14 protein-coding genes and 1 pseudogene are annotated in these 15,844 nt (G+C 70.8%); 5 read left to right on the forward strand and 10 right to left on the reverse strand.

What is annotated here, in order from left to right; translation table 11 throughout:
• Window positions 1-35 precede the first annotated feature (35 nt).
• From ACIBF5_RS17080 to ACIBF5_RS17090, 3 genes are read right to left on the reverse strand one after another with little or no spacing between them, the layout of a single operon-like run.
• Window positions 36-416 carry a RidA family protein gene (locus ACIBF5_RS17080; protein WP_396812564.1) on the reverse strand — a complete coding sequence of 127 codons (381 nt, stop codon included), beginning with the start codon at window positions 414-416 and terminating at the stop codon, window positions 36-38.
• A 3-nt stretch (window positions 417-419) separates the two neighbouring features.
• The gene (locus ACIBF5_RS17085; protein WP_396812566.1) at window positions 420-1,742 is read right to left on the reverse strand and encodes an amidohydrolase/deacetylase family metallohydrolase; all 1,323 of its coding nucleotides are present in this window, start codon (window positions 1,740-1,742) and stop codon (window positions 420-422) included.
• A gap of 17 nt (window positions 1,743-1,759) precedes the next feature.
• Window positions 1,760-3,070, reverse strand: a complete 1,311-nt coding sequence (locus tag ACIBF5_RS17090) for a transcriptional regulator (protein ID WP_396812568.1) — start codon at window positions 3,068-3,070, stop codon at window positions 1,760-1,762.
• A gap of 152 nt (window positions 3,071-3,222) precedes the next feature.
• On the opposite strand from ACIBF5_RS17090, the gene ACIBF5_RS17095 reads away from it, so the two are divergent.
• Window positions 3,223-4,467, forward strand: coding sequence for an alanine racemase (locus ACIBF5_RS17095; RefSeq protein ID WP_396812570.1), 1,245 nt, complete (start codon window positions 3,223-3,225; stop codon window positions 4,465-4,467).
• A gap of 61 nt (window positions 4,468-4,528) precedes the next feature.
• Here the strand turns inward: ACIBF5_RS17095 and ACIBF5_RS17100 are convergent.
• Window positions 4,529-4,882, reverse strand: a pseudogene (locus ACIBF5_RS17100) (VOC family protein); the annotation flags it as partial.
• 286 nt (window positions 4,883-5,168) lie between these two features.
• Window positions 5,169-6,116, reverse strand: a complete 948-nt coding sequence (locus ACIBF5_RS17105) for an aldo/keto reductase (protein ID WP_396812572.1) — start codon at window positions 6,114-6,116, stop codon at window positions 5,169-5,171.
• A gap of 227 nt (window positions 6,117-6,343) precedes the next feature.
• Between ACIBF5_RS17105 and ACIBF5_RS17110 the strand changes: the two genes are divergently transcribed.
• The 4 genes from ACIBF5_RS17110 (at window position 6,344) to rhaS (ending at window position 11,089) form a co-directional block, all read left to right on the forward strand.
• On the forward strand, window positions 6,344-7,891 hold the full coding sequence (locus ACIBF5_RS17110) for a sugar ABC transporter ATP-binding protein (protein WP_396812574.1): 1,548 nt from the start codon (window positions 6,344-6,346) through the stop codon (window positions 7,889-7,891).
• Window positions 7,888-8,940 carry an ABC transporter permease gene (locus ACIBF5_RS17115; RefSeq protein WP_396812576.1) on the forward strand — a complete coding sequence of 351 codons (1,053 nt, stop codon included), beginning with the start codon at window positions 7,888-7,890 and terminating at the stop codon, window positions 8,938-8,940. The genes ACIBF5_RS17110 and ACIBF5_RS17115 overlap by 4 nt, the downstream gene beginning before the upstream one ends.
• Window positions 8,930-9,946, forward strand: a complete 1,017-nt coding sequence (locus tag ACIBF5_RS17120) for an ABC transporter permease (protein ID WP_396812579.1) — start codon at window positions 8,930-8,932, stop codon at window positions 9,944-9,946. The genes ACIBF5_RS17115 and ACIBF5_RS17120 overlap by 11 nt, the downstream gene beginning before the upstream one ends.
• A gap of 78 nt (window positions 9,947-10,024) precedes the next feature.
• Entirely contained in the window at window positions 10,025-11,089 is a 1,065-nt protein-coding gene (gene rhaS, locus ACIBF5_RS17125) for a rhamnose ABC transporter substrate-binding protein (protein WP_396812581.1), read from the forward strand.
• Between the two features lie 88 nt (window positions 11,090-11,177).
• Here rhaS and ACIBF5_RS17130 read toward each other — a convergent pair whose 3' ends face one another.
• The 5 genes from ACIBF5_RS17130 to ACIBF5_RS17150 are packed head-to-tail and all read right to left on the reverse strand — an operon-like array spanning window position 11,178 to window position 15,667.
• Complete coding sequence (locus ACIBF5_RS17130) at window positions 11,178-11,843, reverse strand: heme oxygenase (biliverdin-producing) (protein WP_396812583.1); 666 nt, start codon at window positions 11,841-11,843, stop codon at window positions 11,178-11,180.
• On the reverse strand, window positions 11,840-12,682 hold the full coding sequence (locus tag ACIBF5_RS17135; RefSeq protein WP_396812585.1) for a heme ABC transporter ATP-binding protein: 843 nt from the start codon (window positions 12,680-12,682) through the stop codon (window positions 11,840-11,842). The genes ACIBF5_RS17130 and ACIBF5_RS17135 overlap by 4 nt, the downstream gene beginning before the upstream one ends.
• On the reverse strand, window positions 12,679-13,788 hold the full coding sequence (locus ACIBF5_RS17140; RefSeq protein ID WP_396812587.1) for a FecCD family ABC transporter permease: 1,110 nt from the start codon (window positions 13,786-13,788) through the stop codon (window positions 12,679-12,681). Before ACIBF5_RS17140 ends, ACIBF5_RS17135 begins: the two co-directional genes overlap by 4 nt.
• The gene (locus tag ACIBF5_RS17145) at window positions 13,785-14,813 is read right to left on the reverse strand and encodes a hemin ABC transporter substrate-binding protein (protein ID WP_396812589.1); all 1,029 of its coding nucleotides are present in this window, start codon (window positions 14,811-14,813) and stop codon (window positions 13,785-13,787) included. The genes ACIBF5_RS17140 and ACIBF5_RS17145 overlap by 4 nt, the downstream gene beginning before the upstream one ends.
• Window positions 14,810-15,667 carry a hypothetical protein gene (locus ACIBF5_RS17150; protein ID WP_396812591.1) on the reverse strand — a complete coding sequence of 286 codons (858 nt, stop codon included), beginning with the start codon at window positions 15,665-15,667 and terminating at the stop codon, window positions 14,810-14,812. Before ACIBF5_RS17150 ends, ACIBF5_RS17145 begins: the two co-directional genes overlap by 4 nt.
• Window positions 15,668-15,844: the final 177 nt, after the last annotated feature.

A 15,844-nucleotide genomic window follows, 5' to 3' on the forward strand; every position in this document is an offset into this window, starting at 1 on the left:
TCAGGTGGCGGCTGGCTTCGGCGGGGGAGTGGGCGTTACTCGCCCAGATACAGCACCGCGTCGATCTCGATGTCGAACCCCGGCAACGCCACCGGCAGGGTGGTGCGGGCCGGCAGGTTCTCGGTGCCGAAGAACTCCACGTAAATTTCGTTCATGGCCGGGAAGTCGGCGAAATCGCGCAGGTAGACGCCGACCCGTACGGCCTTGCCGAGGTCGCCGCCGGCGGCCTCGGCGACCCGGGCCAGGTTGGTGAACGCGGCGCGGGCCTGCGCGGCGAAGTCGCCGGTGACCCAGGTCCCGTCCGGCAGCACCGGGCACGCACCGGCCAGGTACGCGTGGTCACCGGCGACCACGGCGTGTGAATACGGGCCACCGGGCGGCGCCGCCTGATCCGCGACGATGATCTTCTTGGGCATCGGTCAACCTCCGTGTCGGGGAAACTGTTCGGCGAGCCCGTCCGGGCCCACCAGGGGTGAGGTCAGCAGGTCACGTACCGCCCGCTCACGTCGGAGCAGGGCCTCGCGCTGGGCGGCGGTGAGCGGAATCCACGGTGGTACGGGTGCCGCCAGACGCGCCGGCAACGCCCGACCGGCCCGGTACGTCCGCTCGTTGACCAGCCGCAGCGGCGACGTCCGGCGCTGCCCGTGCACGTCGACCACCTCGAACGGCTGACGGTCGACGGCGAACACCGCGATGTCCGCAGGTGCGCCCGGCGCGAGCGTGCCGATGCCACCGCCCAGCCCGAGCACCCGCGCCGGACCGACGGTCGCCGCCGCCACCACCTGGTGCAGGCCCATACCGACCGCCAGCATCTTCGCCATCGTGGTGGGCAGGTCGAACGCCGGACCGTGCAGCGACCGGCTGTGCAGGTCGGTCGAGACGGTGTGCGGTGGCATGCCGGCGGCCAACTGCGCTTCGAGGACGTCGAAGGCGAAGCCGCCGGACCCGTGCCCGATGTCGAACAGGATCCCGGCCTGGTATGCCTCCCGGGCGGCCGAGTCGAACCCGGTCGGGCCGGCGGCTATCCCGCTCGCGCAGTGCGTGATGACGTCTCCCGGTCGCAGCAGCGGCAGCAGTTGCGCGACCGAGGGCGGTGCCGCTCCGATGTGCACCATCACCGGCAGTCCACACGCCCGTGCCGCCTCGACCGCCCGGCGCAGTGGCTCGGTGCCGTGGTCGCCGACGTTGTGCCGGTCCATCCGCACCTTGAAGCCGACAATCGTCTCCGGGTACGCACGCGCCGTCGTCACGGCGAGATCCACGTCGCAGTGGGCCAACTCGCGTGACTCGCCCACCGGCGCGACCAGCCCCACCGCGGAGATGTTCAACAACGCCGGCACCCGGACCCGGTAACCGGCGGCGGCCGTCGCGAAGGCGGGAAACGAGTACGCGCCGGCTGAACCGGCATCCACCCAGGTGGTCACCCCGCTGCGCCAGGCGACCGGGTCCGGGTCGATGCCCCAGTACGTCGCGCCCCCGTACACGTGCGTGTGCAGGTCGACCAGGCCCGGCGTGACCAGCCGGCCGCGTACGTCGACGACCTCGGTGGCGTGCCCGGTCGGCAGCGACGCGTCGACCTCAGCGATCCGTCCGCCCCGTACGGCGACGTCGTACCGTCCGGCCCGTCCGGTGCCCGGGTCCAACACCTCGCCACCGGTGAGCAGCAGATCCCACGCTCCCGTCCGCTGGTCGCCCCCCGTGGCCCCCGGGTCTCCGGTCCCGGCCGGTGGATCGCCTGTCACCGCCTGCGGATAGCCGTTCATGACCGGCCGATCGCCGGGCCGATGCGCAGCCGGTACAACCGGGCCGGGCGACCCCGGCGATGCACCTGCGTGCTCCCCTCCACCTCGACCAGTCCGGAGTCGCCCAACTTGCGGATCAGCCGCCGCCCACTCGGGTCGGTGATGCCGAGCTGCCGGGCAAGGTCGCTGGGAGAGATTGCCCGACCCATCTGGGCCCGTTCGATCGCCGCCAGCCGGGACAGGGTCGCGGCGCTCAGCCCGACCTCCCCGGCCAGCCGCTCCAACTCGGCGCCGTGCTCCCGGTAGGTGAACGCCACCGAGGCGCCAGCGGCGCTCATCGGACCGATGATGACGCCACCGTCCTCGATCAGGTACGCACTCGGCGACTCCTCCTGCTCGGCCCGGGTGGCCGCCCGTTCGGCGAGATGGACACAGCTACGGGCGGAGGCGCCCACCCCGAAGCCGGCGGCCACCTTGATGCCGAGCGTCTCGTGCGCCTGGCGCAGCGCCGGCAGGCCGACCCAGCTACCGGTAGCCTGCTCGAAAAGCGCCTGGTGGGCGAGGACGACCACGCCACGTCGATCGCGGTTCTCGATCCACGCGTCGCCGAACTCCGGTGTGTTCAGCAGCAGGTTCAACAGCCCCACCCGGGCCCGGTCCAGATCGAGCCGGGGCCCCGACGGTCCGGCCGTCCGCCCGACCAGGAAAACCCCGGCGGCAAAGCGGAGCGCGCTGGCCCGCTTCGACTGCACCCGCAGCGCCAGCTCGTGCAACTGGGCCCGGAGCGTCGCCGGGCCGGGCAGGCCGCCGAGTACCCGGGTCTCGTCGCGCAGTTGAGCGGCGACCGCCGTACGCAGGCTGATCACGTACTCGCCGCCGGTGCGGGCCAGCGCCTCGCGGTGGAACGCGACGGTTTCCGCCACGCTCTGCTCCCGGTCGTACGGCAGGCAACTGACCTGGGACGGGTCGAGGTCCAGCGCCCGAACGACCTCGTCCACCGTCTGCGCGTCATAGGTGTCGATGCTGACCGGGATCGGCCGCCAGCCCTGTGCGGATGCCCGGAAGAGGGCCAACGCCAAGTCCAGACCGGCCGATCGCAGGACCGCCACCGGCAGGTCCGCCGGCAGCAGGTGGCGGCACTTCGCGTACGGCACCGGGCCGAGCAACAGACCGTCGACCCGTCGCCGGGCCAACAGGTCGTCGACCCGTACGTCCACCTCGTCCTCGTGCGCGTAGACCACCCACTCCAGGTTCACCCCGGCCAGCGTGCGTGCCGCGTCCTCGAACGCCGCACGATGACTGCCATGGATGACGAGACCGATCACCATCGGCACTCCAGGTTCGGAAGTGGTCCGTAGAACGGGGGTCCCGACAGCCTGATATCTTCGACTCGGTCCCGTCAAGACGTTGGCCCGGATGAGGGATCGACAAGGCTCTGCCTCCGACAGCGCGCCATATCCGAACCAACGTGGGAGGGCCGATGCTCCACGACCGGCTCGACGAGCATGTTCTCGACTGGCGGGCGAAGGGCTTCTGGCAGCCCGGCCCACCGGTGTCGGACACCGACTTCGCCGCCGCCGGTCACCACCTCTTCGGCGGTGCGGTCACCTGGCCGGTGCTGGTCGCCCGCGAATCCGCCCTCGCGCACAACATCGCGACCATGGCTGCCTTCTGCTCCCGGCACGGCTTCTCGTTCGCGCCCCACGGCAAGACCACCATGGTGCCGTCGCTCTTCGACGCGCAGCTGGCCGCCGGCGCCTGGGCCATTACGGTGGCCACCGCCAACCAGCTACTCGTCGCCCGCGCCTTCGGTGTGCCGCGTGTCCTCGTGGCCAACCAGATGCTGGACCCGGTGCCGCTGCGCTGGCTCGCCGGCGAACTTGACCAGGGCTTCGAGGCACTGATCTTTGTCGACTCGGTCGCCGGGGTCGAGGCGATCTCCGAAGCGCTCAAGGACCAGCCGGGCCACTCGTCCATCCCAGTCCTCGTCGAACTCGGCCACCCCGCAGGACGCACAGGCTGCCGCAGCGTCGAGCAGTTGGTCGAGGTCGCGGAGGCTGCGGCAGCCGCACCCCGGGTACGACTCGACGGCGTCACCGCGTACGAGGGTGGCCTCTCCACCGCCGACGCGGTCGCGACCTACCTGGACCGTGCTCGTACCGCCGTGCTGGAACTGGCCAGCCGGGGTCTGCTCGGGACGGAGGTGATCGTCAGTGCCGGCGGCAGCGCCTGGTTCGACGTGGTGGCCGACCGGCTCGGTGGCGACTGGCTCCCCGGCCGCCAACTCCGGGTGGTCCTGCGCAGCGGCGCCTACGTCACCCACGACCACGGCTTCTACGCCGACCGGACCCCGTTCGACCGGCTACCCGAAGGTGACTGCCTCGAAGGCGCACTCGAACTCTGGGCGCAGGTCACCTCCACCCCGGAACCCGGGCTGGCGATCGTCGGCATGGGCAAGCGCGACGCGCCGTACGACGAGGGCCTGCCGGTGCCGTTGCGGATCCGCCGAGCCTCCGGCGCGCTTGACCCCGCCGGTGGGATGAGGGTGACCCGGCTCAACGACCACCACACCTTCCTCGACGTGCCGTCCGATGTGGAGCTGGGACCGGGCGACCTGGTCTGCTTCGGCATTTCCCACCCGTGCACCGCTTTCGACAAGTGGCGGTCCATTCCGGTCGTCGGCGACAGCCAGACCATCGTGGACGTGCTGCACACGTACTTCTGAACTCTGTGCCACAGATGTGCGAATCCAGAGGCACACCTTGGTGGACCCCGAAGCAAAGTGGGTGACCAGCCGGACTGGCGTACACGGCGAACATCTCCTCGCCGTCGCGGTTGTCGGATGGCCTCATCGCGGCCTGAAGTTGACGTCCTCCGAGCCGGACGGCGAGCTGCCCCGCCGTTTCCAGGTCGTCCACATGCAGGTCGATGTGCACCTGTTGCTGCTGCGGACCGCTCGGCCAATCCGGTGTCACATGGTTCGGGGCAAGTTGCACGCCGATGACCCACTCGCCGTCGACGACGATGCTGTGCCAGTGCTCATCCCGGTGCACCGTGCCGCCCAGGAGGCCGGCCCAGAACCTGCTCTCGACTTCGATGTCGCTGGCGTCGAACACGATGACTCGCCTGATGATCTTCACGTCAGCTCCTGTGCCGCGTCCTCAACGAGAGCGATCCGAGAGTACGACCGATAGCTGACGTCTGGCTGTTGCCGTGGCCACCACCATCGGGATACCTCATCCCACACCGTTCTAGTTGACCAATCCGGCCGCGTCGGCGTGACTCGCCGAGCACCCTCTACAACAGAGGCGGGTCCGGTGGGTCGGCGTACGGCCGGGTGGCTGAAGGCGTGGAGCCGGCCAGGCCCGGTGCGGCACCTTCTCCGCCCCACGTCATCTTCGAGTGGCGAGGGGCGGAGAAGGTTCGCTACCAGTCCAGGGGGCGGTCGGCGAGGCGGGCGGCGTACCAGGAGCGGATCGCATCGTACGTCTGGGTGGGCAGTGGCACCTGTGCGGCGACGATGCTCGCCCGCAGTTGTGCCACGGACTTGCTACCCGGGATGACGGTGGAGACCGCCTCGTAGCCGAGTAGGAAGCGCAGTGCGCCCTCGAAGAGGCTCACCCCCTCGGGCAGTAGTGCGCGCAGTTCGTCGACGAGTGCCGCGCGCAGTGCCACGTCCTCGCGTGACCAGCGGTCCCGTACGTCGGTGAAGACGCTCTGCGCGTCGTACCGGCCGGAGAGCCAGCCGGACTCCAACGGCACCTTGATGATCGTCCCGACGCCGCGCTCGTGTGCCCGTCCCATCGCCGCCCACGGTTCCTGGTAGAGCGCGGAGAGGCGCACTTCGAGCGCGTTCGAGTCGCTCGTGGTCAGGACGGTGTCGATGTCGGCGCCCCAGTCCACCGAAGTCCCGTACGCGCGGATGGTGCCCTTGTCCTGGAGTCGCTGCAGGACCTGGTAGTGGTCGCTGCGGGTGCCGTCGAGGATCTCCGGTGGCGGGTTGTGCAGGACGACGATGTCGACGTGGTCGACGTTCATCCGGCGGGCGCTCTGTTCGATCGACTCCTCGATGGCGTCGGAGGCCCAGTTGGGGCTGCCGTCGGGGAGGTAGCCGACCTTGGTGCAGATGACGGTCTCGTCGCGGCGGCGTCCGGTCAGGGCCCGACCGATGTTGCGTTCGCTGGTCCCGTCCGCGTAACCCGGAGCCGTGTCGATCAGGTTGACGCCCGCGTCGAGTGCGGTGTGGACGATCTGGACCGCTTCGTCCGGGTCGGGTCCGTCGGGCCACTGCGCCGACCGGCCGAGCTGCCATGCGCCCAGCCCGATCGCGCTGACCCGTAGGCCGGTGTTGCCGAACATCCTGGTCTGCATCATCGAGATCCCCTCGGCCCGGCGATTGCGGGTGCCCGACGCACGCGGCCCCACCGACGTCACGACAGCGTATCGACAACCGTGGAGTCTCGTGGTCCGGCCGAACTCGCCTCGCGTCGAGGTACTTCGACCGTGGCCCGCGCCGTCGTAGCCCTTGACCACAGGTGAAACGTCCGCTTAACGTCTATCTCACAGACGTCGATGAAACGTTTCAGCGTGGGGGTGGTGCCGTGCCCGAACACGATCGCCCAGGTCGGCCGTTGCTGGCACTGACCGGAGCGAGCAAGTCTTTCGGCGCGGTCGACGCCCTGCGGGACGTCTCGCTGAACCTCTACCCGGGCGAGGTCCACGCACTGGTGGGGGAGAACGGCGCGGGAAAGTCCACCCTCGTGAGGATCCTCGCCGGGGTGCACCCGCCGGACGAGGGCGTACTCACCCTCGACGGTGAGCGGCTCTCGCTGAGCGGCCCGGCGGACGCGCGCACCGCCGGCATCGCGGTCATCTACCAGGAACCGACGCTCTTCCCCGACCTCTCCGTGGCCGAGAACATCTTCATGGGCCGCCAACCCCTGCGTTCGCTGGGCCGGATCGACGGCGGGTTGATGCGGCAACAGGCGGAGGAGGTCTTCGCCCGGCTCGGCGTACACCTCGACCCGGACCGCCCCGCGCGCGGACTATCCATCGCCGACCAGCAGCTCGTGGAGATCGCCAAGGCCCTCTCGTTCGATGCCCGGGTGCTGGTGATGGACGAGCCGACGGCGGCACTGTCCGGGGTGGAGGTCGAGCGCCTGTTCGGCGTGGTCCGATCGCTGCGCGACTCCGGCACCGCGATCCTGTTCATCTCCCACCGCTTCGACGAGGTGTTCGCGCTCTGCCAGCGGATTACGGTGATGCGGGACGGTCGTCGAGTCTCCACCGACCCGGTCGGAGAACTCGACGTCGCGGAACTGGTCCGGCGGATGGTCGGACGGGAGATCTCCCAACTCTTCCCGAAGATCGCATCGCCACCCGGCGAGGTTGTCCTCGACGTGCGCGGCCTCACCCGGCACGGCGTCTTCGACGAGGTCAGCTTCCAGGTCCGGGCCGGCGAGATCGTCGCCCTGGCCGGGCTGGTCGGCGCCGGGCGCAGCGAGGTGGTCCGGGCGGTGTTCGGCGTCGACCGGTACGACGCGGGTGGTGTGTCCGTCGGTGGCGTACGGGTGCCGGGAGGCCGCCCCTCGGCGGCCATCGCCGCAGGGATGGCACTGGTTCCCGAGGACCGACGCCAGCAGGGCCTGGTGATGGAGCTGTCGATCGAGCGGAACGCCACCCTGACCCGACGCTGGTCGCTGTCCCGCTACGGCCTGCTCGGCCCCGGCGTCGAGCGGCGGGCCGCCGCGCAGTGGCTGCGGCGGCTCCAGGTCAAGGCCGGCCGCTCCACCGACCCGGTCTCCACCCTCTCCGGCGGAAACCAGCAGAAGGTGGTCCTGGCCAAGTGGCTCTCCACCACACCGAAACTGCTGATCGTCGACGAGCCGACCCGGGGCATCGACGTCGGCACCAAGGCGGAGGTGCATCGGCTCATGTCGCAACTCGCCGCCGAGGGTGTGGCCGTGGTGATGGTCTCCAGCGAACTCCCGGAGGTGTTGGGCATGGCAGACCGGGTGCTGGTCATGCACGAGGGTCGGCTGGTACGGGAGATCTCCCGCGCGGACGCCGACGAGGAGTCCGTGATGCTCGCCGCCACCGGTCAGGCGCCTACCGGTCAGGCACCGGCCGGATCGGAGCCGGCCCGATGACGACGACCGTCAGCACCAGTCGGGCGACGGGCGGGGTCCCGCACGGCGGCGGGGACCCGGCACGCGGGGCCAACCGCCTGTTCGCCGTACGTGAACTGGGCATCGGGCTCGCGCTGGTGCTGTTGATCGCGATCACCACCGTGGTGAACCCGCGCTTCCTGTCCGGGCAGAGCCGCAAGGATCTGATGCTCGGCGCGACCATCCTGGTCGTCCTCGCCGTCGGGCAGACGATCGTCGTCATCACCCGCAACGTCGACCTCTCCGTCGGGTCGATCCTCGGCCTGGCCGCCTTCGCCACCGGCAAGCTGTTCCTGGCCGTACCAGCAGCGCCGATCGCGCTGGCGCTGCTCGCCGGGATCGCGCTGGGCGCGCTCTGCGGCATCGTCAACGGCGCGCTGATCGCGGTCGCCCGGGTTCCGGCGCTCGTTGTCACCCTCGGCACCCTCTACGTCTTCCGGGGGCTCGACTTCTCCTGGGCGGCAGGTCAGCAGATCAACGCCGCCGACCTGCCGGCCGGCTTCAAGGACATGGGTACGGCGACCGTGCTGACCGTACCGGTGCTCGCCCTGTTCGCCGTGGCGGTGCTGCTGCTGGCTGGCTTCTACCTGCGCTCGTACCGGAGCGGTCGGGAGCTTTATGCGATCGGGTCGGATCCCGGGGCGGCCCGGCTGCACGGCATCCCGGTCGGCCGCCGGGTCTTCGGCGCGCTGGTGGTCAGCGGTGCGCTGGCCGGGCTCGCCGGTGTGCTCTACGCGGCCCGGTTCGGCACCCTCGACGCCGCCGCCGGCACCGGCATCGAACTGCAGGTGGTCGCGGCGGTGGTGGTCGGCGGGGTGGCCATCTTCGGCGGCAGCGGATCGGTGTACGGCGCGGCACTGGGCGCACTGCTGCTCAGCACCATCGGCGGCGCGCTGCCGGTGCTGCGGGTGGCGCCGTTCTGGCAGCAGACGGTGGTCGGTGCGCTGATCCTCGCCGCGATCGGCCTGGACCGGGCACTCGCCGCGCGGGTGGCTCGGCGGCTACGAGGAAGGAAAGCCCGTGACGCCTGACCAGACGGACCGGCCCGTCGGCCGGCTCTCCGCCTTCGGTAGCTGGGACGTCCTGGTGATCGTCGTCCTGATCGCCGTGATCATCGGCTCGTCGGTGCTGGTCGAGGGATTCGCCAGCCCACGGTTCTGGGGATTCCTGCTGCTCGACGTCATTCCCATCGCGCTGATCGCGCTGCCGATGACCCTGGTGGTCGTCACCGGCGAGATCGACCTCTCGGTGGCGAGCATGCTCGGCCTCTCCAGCGCGGTCATGGGCCAACTGTGGTTCCTCGGCCTTCCGCTGCCGCTGATCCTCCCGCTGGTGGTGCTCCTCGGCGCGTTCCTCGGAGCGGTGAACGGCCTCTTTGTCGCCGGCTTCGGCCTGCCGTCGCTGGCCGTGACGATCGGCACGCTCGCGCTGTACCGGGGACTGGCCTACGTGGTGCTCGGGGACCGGGCGGTGGCTGACTTCCCGTACGGCTGGACCGGCAACGCCGTCGCGGCGCTGCCTGGCACGACCGTACCGTGGGTGTCCCTGGTCGTCGGCGGCCTGGCGCTCGTCTTCGGCCTGGTGCTGCACGCCACCCCCGTCGGCCGAAGCCTGTACGCCATGGGCAACAGCGAACAGGCGGCGATCTTCGCCGGCATCTCGGTCGCCCGGACCAAATTCTGGCTCTTCGTCCTCACCGGCGCGATCTCGGCGCTCGCCGGTCTCTTCTGGACCCTGCGGTACGCCAGCGCCCGCGCCGACAACGGCTCGGGCCTCGAACTCTCCGTCGTCGCCGCCGTGCTGCTCGGCGGGGTCTCCATCTTCGGTGGCCGGGGCACCCTGGTCGGCGTGCTCGCCGGAGTGCTGCTGCTGACGACCCTGCGCAACGCGCTCCAGTTGGCCGACGTCCCGGCCGACACGCTGACCGTGGTGACCGGCACCCTGCTGATCATCTCCGTGGTCGGACCGAACCTGGCCGCCATGCTCCGCGCCCGGTTGGGTCGCCGCCGACCCCGCGCGTCGCCGGTGACGGGCTGACGCATTCGACGACGCACCACCTTGGCCCGACCACCGATTCCGCCACCGACCAGCCTCATGCCCAGGAAGGAAAGAGCCATGAGAGGTACGCGGACCACACCCCTGCGTCTCGGCGCGTCGGTTCTCGCGCTGGCGGCACTGCTGCTGAGCGGCTCGGCGTGCGCCAGCGACGAGGGCGACACCCCGTCCGGCGGCTCGAACGCCGCAGCGGGCGGCACCATCAAGGCCGGACTGAAGGTCGCGTTCCTGCCGAAGCAGGTGAACAACCCGTACTTCACCGTCTCCGACAACGGCGGAAAGGCCGCGGTCGCCGAGTTCAAGGGCGAGTACAAGGAGGTTGGCCCCTCCGAGGCGAGCGCCTCCTCCCAGGTCAGCTACCTGAACACCCTCACCCAGCAGGGCAGCGATGTGATCGCCGTCTCGGCGAACGACCCGAACGCGATCTGCGGCGCCGTCAACCAGGCCCGACAGGGCGGCGCGAAGGTGGTGACCTTCGACTCGGACACCAACAAGGACTGCCGGGATCTCTTCGTCAACCAGGTCACCGGCCAGGGCATCGCCGAGAACCAGGTCAAGCTGATCTCGGACGCGATCGGCGGCGAAGGGAAGATCGCCGTCCTCTCGGCGACCGCGAACGCGACGAACCAGAACGCCTGGATCGAGCTGATGAAGACGGAGCTGAAGAAACCCGAGTACGCCAAGATCGAACTGGTGACCGTGGTCTACGGCAACGACGACGACCAGAAGTCGTTCCAGGAGACCCAGGGCCTGCTGGCGTCGTACCCGGACCTGAAGGGGATCGTCTCGCCCACCACGGTCGGCGTCGCCGCGGCTGCCCGCTACCTGTCGACCTCGCAGTACAAGGGCAAGGTGGCGCTGACCGGGCTGGGCACACCGAACCAGATGCGGGAGTTCGTCACCGACGGAACGGTGCGCAGCTTCGCACTCTGGAACCCCGCCGACCTGGGCTACCTCGCCGCGTACGCCGGGGCCGCCCTCGCCTCCGGGGTGATCAGCGGCAAGGAGGGGGAGACGTTCACGGCCGGCAAACTCGGCGACTACACCATCCAGGCCGACGGGGTGGTCGTCCTCGGCCCGCCGACCGTATTCGACGCTGCGAACATCGGACAGTTCGACTTCTGAGCGGTCCAGTTCGACGTCTGAGCGGTCCAGCTCGACGACCCTGGTCCCGGTGCCGTCACCGTCGGCGGCACCGGGACCATCCGTGTCGTTACACGGCTTCCATCGTCGCCGCTCCGAGTTCCTGGAACACACCCTGGTTGAGGTAGAAGGCGATCACCGCCTCCTCCGCGGCCCGGTCGAACTCGGTGTCGTCCAACGGCAGCGCATCCAGGCGGGCCCGGTACTCCCGCTTGAACCGGCCCCGGCTGGCGATGTCGAACTGGTAGAAGCGGGTGCCCTCGTCACCACTGAACTCGTACGTCCGACGTACGGCGGCGGCCACGAACGCGCCTCCGGAAAGGTCACCGAGGTAACGGGTGTAGTGGTGTGCGATGAACCCGGCCGGCCAGGTGAAGCAGACCTCACGCAGCCGCTGCCGGTACGCCTCCGTCGCCGCGTTCGGCGCGATCTCCTCCCGCCAACCGGGCCCGAGCAGGAAGGCGAGATCCTCGGCCAGTCGGGGCAACCGGGTCAGTTCGTCGACCACGAACGGGCCGGCCACCGGGTCGTCACGCATCGCCTCGGCGGCCTGCTCCAGCGTCTCGTAGATGAAGTAGTGCTGGGCCACCAGGGCGGCGTAACCGGCCCGGTTGACCTGACCGTCGATCAGCGCCGTCACGTACGGGGTGGATTCGGCGGCGCGGTGGGCCGCGTCGGTTGCCGCGCGCAGCCGGGCGGCGAGCCCGTTGTCGGTCGGAGTGGGTTCGTCGCTCATGTGTTGTCCTCGGTTGTTCGGATAGGCAGCACCAGCGGTGTGCCGGTACGGGGGTGGGAAATGATTTCGATGTCGTGCTGGTACGCCGCGCTGAGCCGGTCGGCCGTCAGCACCCGCTCAGGCGGCCCGTCCGCGACCAGCCGGCCGTCGGACAGCAGGGCGACCCGGTCGGCGTACGCGGCGGCCAGGCCGAGGTCGTGCAGCACCGCCACGACCGCCGCGCCGCCCCGTGCCCGCTCCCGGGCCACCCGAAGCACCAGTTCCTGGTGGTGCAGGTCGAGCGCTGCGGTGGGCTCGTCCAGCAGCAGGATCGGCGTACGTTGGGCCAGCACCCGGGCCAGCGCCACCCGGCCCTGCTCGCCGCCGGAGAGCGCGGGGAACGGCCGGTCGGCGAGCGCGGTCGTCTCGGTGAGCCGCATCGCCTCGGCGATCGCCTCGTCGTCCTGCTCCTGCTCCGGTCGACCGCGCCACGGTGCCCGGCCCATCGCCACCACCTCCGTGGCGGTGAACGGGAAGGCCAGGCTCGTACGTTGGGGCAGCATCGCGCGTCGGCGGGCCAGCCGTGCCGGGGTCCACCGCCCCAGCGCCTCTCCCTCGACCCGGACCTCACCGGCCGATGCCGGTACGTCACCGCAGACGACCGCGAGCAGGGTCGACTTGCCGGCACCGTTCGGACCGACCAGGGCGAGGAGTTCACCGGCGCGGACGTCCAGGTGGACGTCCCGCAGGACGGGGCGGGTACCGAGCCGTACCCGCAGGTCACGTACCTCGATCGCGACGCCGTCGGTGACCGGTCCCACCTCGGGCGGCCGGCGCGGCACGATCCGTGGCCGGTTCATGCCCAACCCCCGGCGCGGGACCGGGCCCGGCGCAGCAGCCAGAAGAAGCACGGGCCGCCGACGACCGCGGTGAGCACGCCGAGCGGCAGCTCCTGGTAGTCGATCAGCGTCCGCGCGGCCAGATCCGCCGCGACCACGATGATCGCGCCACCGAGCGCACTGGCGGGGATCAGTGTCCGGTGTCCCGGACCGGCGACCAGTCGGATCAGGTGCGGCACCACCAGCCCGACGAAGCTGATCACCCCGGTGAAGGCGACCGCCGACGCGGCCAGCAGCGCGGTCGTGCCGATCATCAGCAGCCGTAGCCGCTCGACGGGTACGCCGAGGTGGTGCGCCGGGCGTTCACCGAGCGCGAGAAGGTCCAGCCGCCCGGCGGCGGTCAGCGCCGCACCGATCCCGAGCACGGCACAGGGGAGGGTGACCAGCACACTGCCCCAGGTCGCCTGGGCCAGGCTACCGAGTTGCCAGAACGCGATCGCGCGTACCGCGTCGGCGTCGCCGAAGAACATCACCAGGCCGAGTACCGCGCCGGCGATCGCGTTGACCGCGACACCGGTCAGCACCAGGGTCACCACCTCGGTGCGACCGTCCGACCGGGACATCGCGTAGACCGCGAACGTGGTCAGCAGGCCGGTGAGGAAGGCCGCCGTGGCGATGGTCCAGCCGCCGAGCGCGGAGACACCGGTGACGATGGTCACGGCGGCGCCGACCGCGGCACCCGACGAGACACCGATCACCCCTGGCTCGGCCAGGGGGTTACCGAAGGTGCCCTGCATGAGCGCACCGGCGCAGCCCAGTGAGGCGCCGACGATCACGGCGAGGGTGACCCGGGGGAACCGCACCACCCAGAGGGCGTTCTCGCCCTGCGCCGCCTCGGGCAGGGGGCCGACGGGCAGCCCGAGCCGGTGCAGCACCGAGCCGAGAACCTCAGCGGGGGAGATCTGCACCTGCCCGGTGCCGGCCGCGGCGAGGCAGACGAGCAGGAGCACGCCGGCGAGTCCGATCAGGAGCGCCGCGTGGCGTCCGCGTCGGGTACGAGCCGGGGGTGCCGTACCGGTGGCGGAGGTGCCCCCGGGCCGGGACACGGTGGTGTCGGAGGCGGTCACGGGCGGGCCTCCCCGCACTCGTACACGGCTGCGGCCAGGGCGGCGATCGCGGTGCCGGTACGGGCACCGAAGTTGAGCAGGATGCCGTCGTCCATGTCGACGATCCGCCGGTGGCGACCGGCCGGCGTCTGCGCCACGCCGGGCATCGCCAGCAGCCCGTCGACGCCCTTGACCGAGTGGAGTCCCTCGGTCATCACCAGGATGACGTCGGGTGCCGCGTTGATCAGGCCCTCGCTGGTCAACGGGCGGAACTTGGCCAGCCCGATCTCGGTGCCGGCGTCGACGGCACCGATCGCCCGGATCATCTCGTCCGAACCGGCGCCACGGCCGCCCATCAGGTACACCCCGGCGGTGCCGCGCAGGTAGAGGAAGGCGATTCGCGGTGCTGGTCCGGCCGGGGCCGTGCGCCGGGCCGCCGCGATCTCGCCGTCGACCCGGGCGACCAGTTTCGTGCCGGCCTCGTCCACTCCGAGCGCCGCCGCGATCGCCCGAATGTGCCGGGGGACCGCCGCGAGTGTCTGCTCGTCGTCGACGAGCAGCACCGGAATGCCGGAGCGGCGTAGCTGTTCCAGCGCCTCGGGTGGCCCGATGCTCTCGTCGGCGATGACGACGGTGGGGTTGAGCCGCAGGATCGCCTCACCGGAGAGGTCGTGGCCGCCCGGTGTGACCAGGGGGAGGTGGGTGGCGGCGGAGAAGGTCGTGGCGGTGTCCCGGCCGACCACCCGGCCGCCGAGACCGAGGCTGAACACGATCTCCGCGATCGAACCGTACAGGTTGACCGGCAGGATCCGGCTGGTGTCGGTGACGGTGACCGTCCGGCCGTCCACGCCGGTCACCGTCACCGGCAACACGCTGGGTGGATCGGTCGTGACCGGCACGACGGCGTCGGACTCGACCCGTGCGGTCGACGGGCCACACTCGGCCGTCGGGTTGGCCTCGGTGCCATCGGTCCCGGCGCAGCCGACGAGTCCGAGCGCGGCCACCGCGCTCACCACGGCGGTGGCGACGCCGAAGCGCCGGATCACGCGGCACCGCGCCGGCGGCGCGCCCGGAGCAGGAGTACGCCGACCAGCGCGCTGGCGAGCAGTGCCAGCGCACCCGTCCACCATCGACCGGTCGAACCGCTCTCGCTGACCCGGGTCATCTCGATCGGGCCGGCCGCCGCCGAACCGGCAACGGGAGCGGCACCGGGACCTGTCGCGGCAGTGCCGGTGGCACCGACGGCCGCACCGGGGAGGGTGGGGGTGGCGGCGTTCGTCGAGCCGGGGGTGGTGCTGCGGGTGCTGGGTCCGGTGCGTGCCGGGGTGGTCGAGTGGGTCGTCGGTGCGGCTGGCGCGGCCGGTGCGGCCGGTGCGGCTGGTGCGGCGAACGTCACAGGGACCAGGACGTCCTGCGTACGGTCGCTGCTCCGGGTGTGGTCGCTACGGGTCGTCACCGCGCATTTGCGTACGGTGCAGTCGACGTCGCCGATCGCCGTGCTGACCTTGATCTGGACCCGGAACGAACCGTCCGGTCCGTACGGGATCGCGAGCCCCTCCCCGTACGACGGCGGGTTCGACGAGATCCACTGGGACGCGCCGGAGTCCCCGCTGGTGTCCGCCCCGCCACCGCAGGGCGAGGGGAGGACGCCCTTGCCGTTGTCGACGCAGAAGGCCACGTAGATGCCTTTGGAGGTGTCGTAGCCGGTACCGGAGACGGTGAGGGTCGCGCCGGCGCGGTTGATGCCCGTGGTGTCGCTGACGGTGAGCCGTTGCCCGTTCGGGCCGTGGCCGACGGTGTCGGCGTACGCCGGTGTTCCGGATAGGACGCCGGCGGTGACCGCGCTGAGCGGGAGGACCGCGCTGATGAGGCGGCGGCCGACCCCAGGACGAGTGGACATCGGGAGTGCTCCGGAGGGTGGGAGATATGTATAAGGGTTGCCTAAGCTAAGTTCTTGGTGCATCCGATGGCAAGTAGCCGACCGGTTCGTGCTTCTAGATCAACAGCGCCGACCCTGCCCGCCGAACGTGGGATTGACTCGGAGTTAGCCTAGGCTAACCTAAGTCGTCCTCGGGGA

The organism is Micromonospora sp. NPDC050417 (genome assembly GCF_044458865.1).
In the GTDB taxonomy this organism is placed as follows: Bacteria; Actinomycetota; Actinomycetes; order Mycobacteriales; family Micromonosporaceae; genus Micromonospora_G.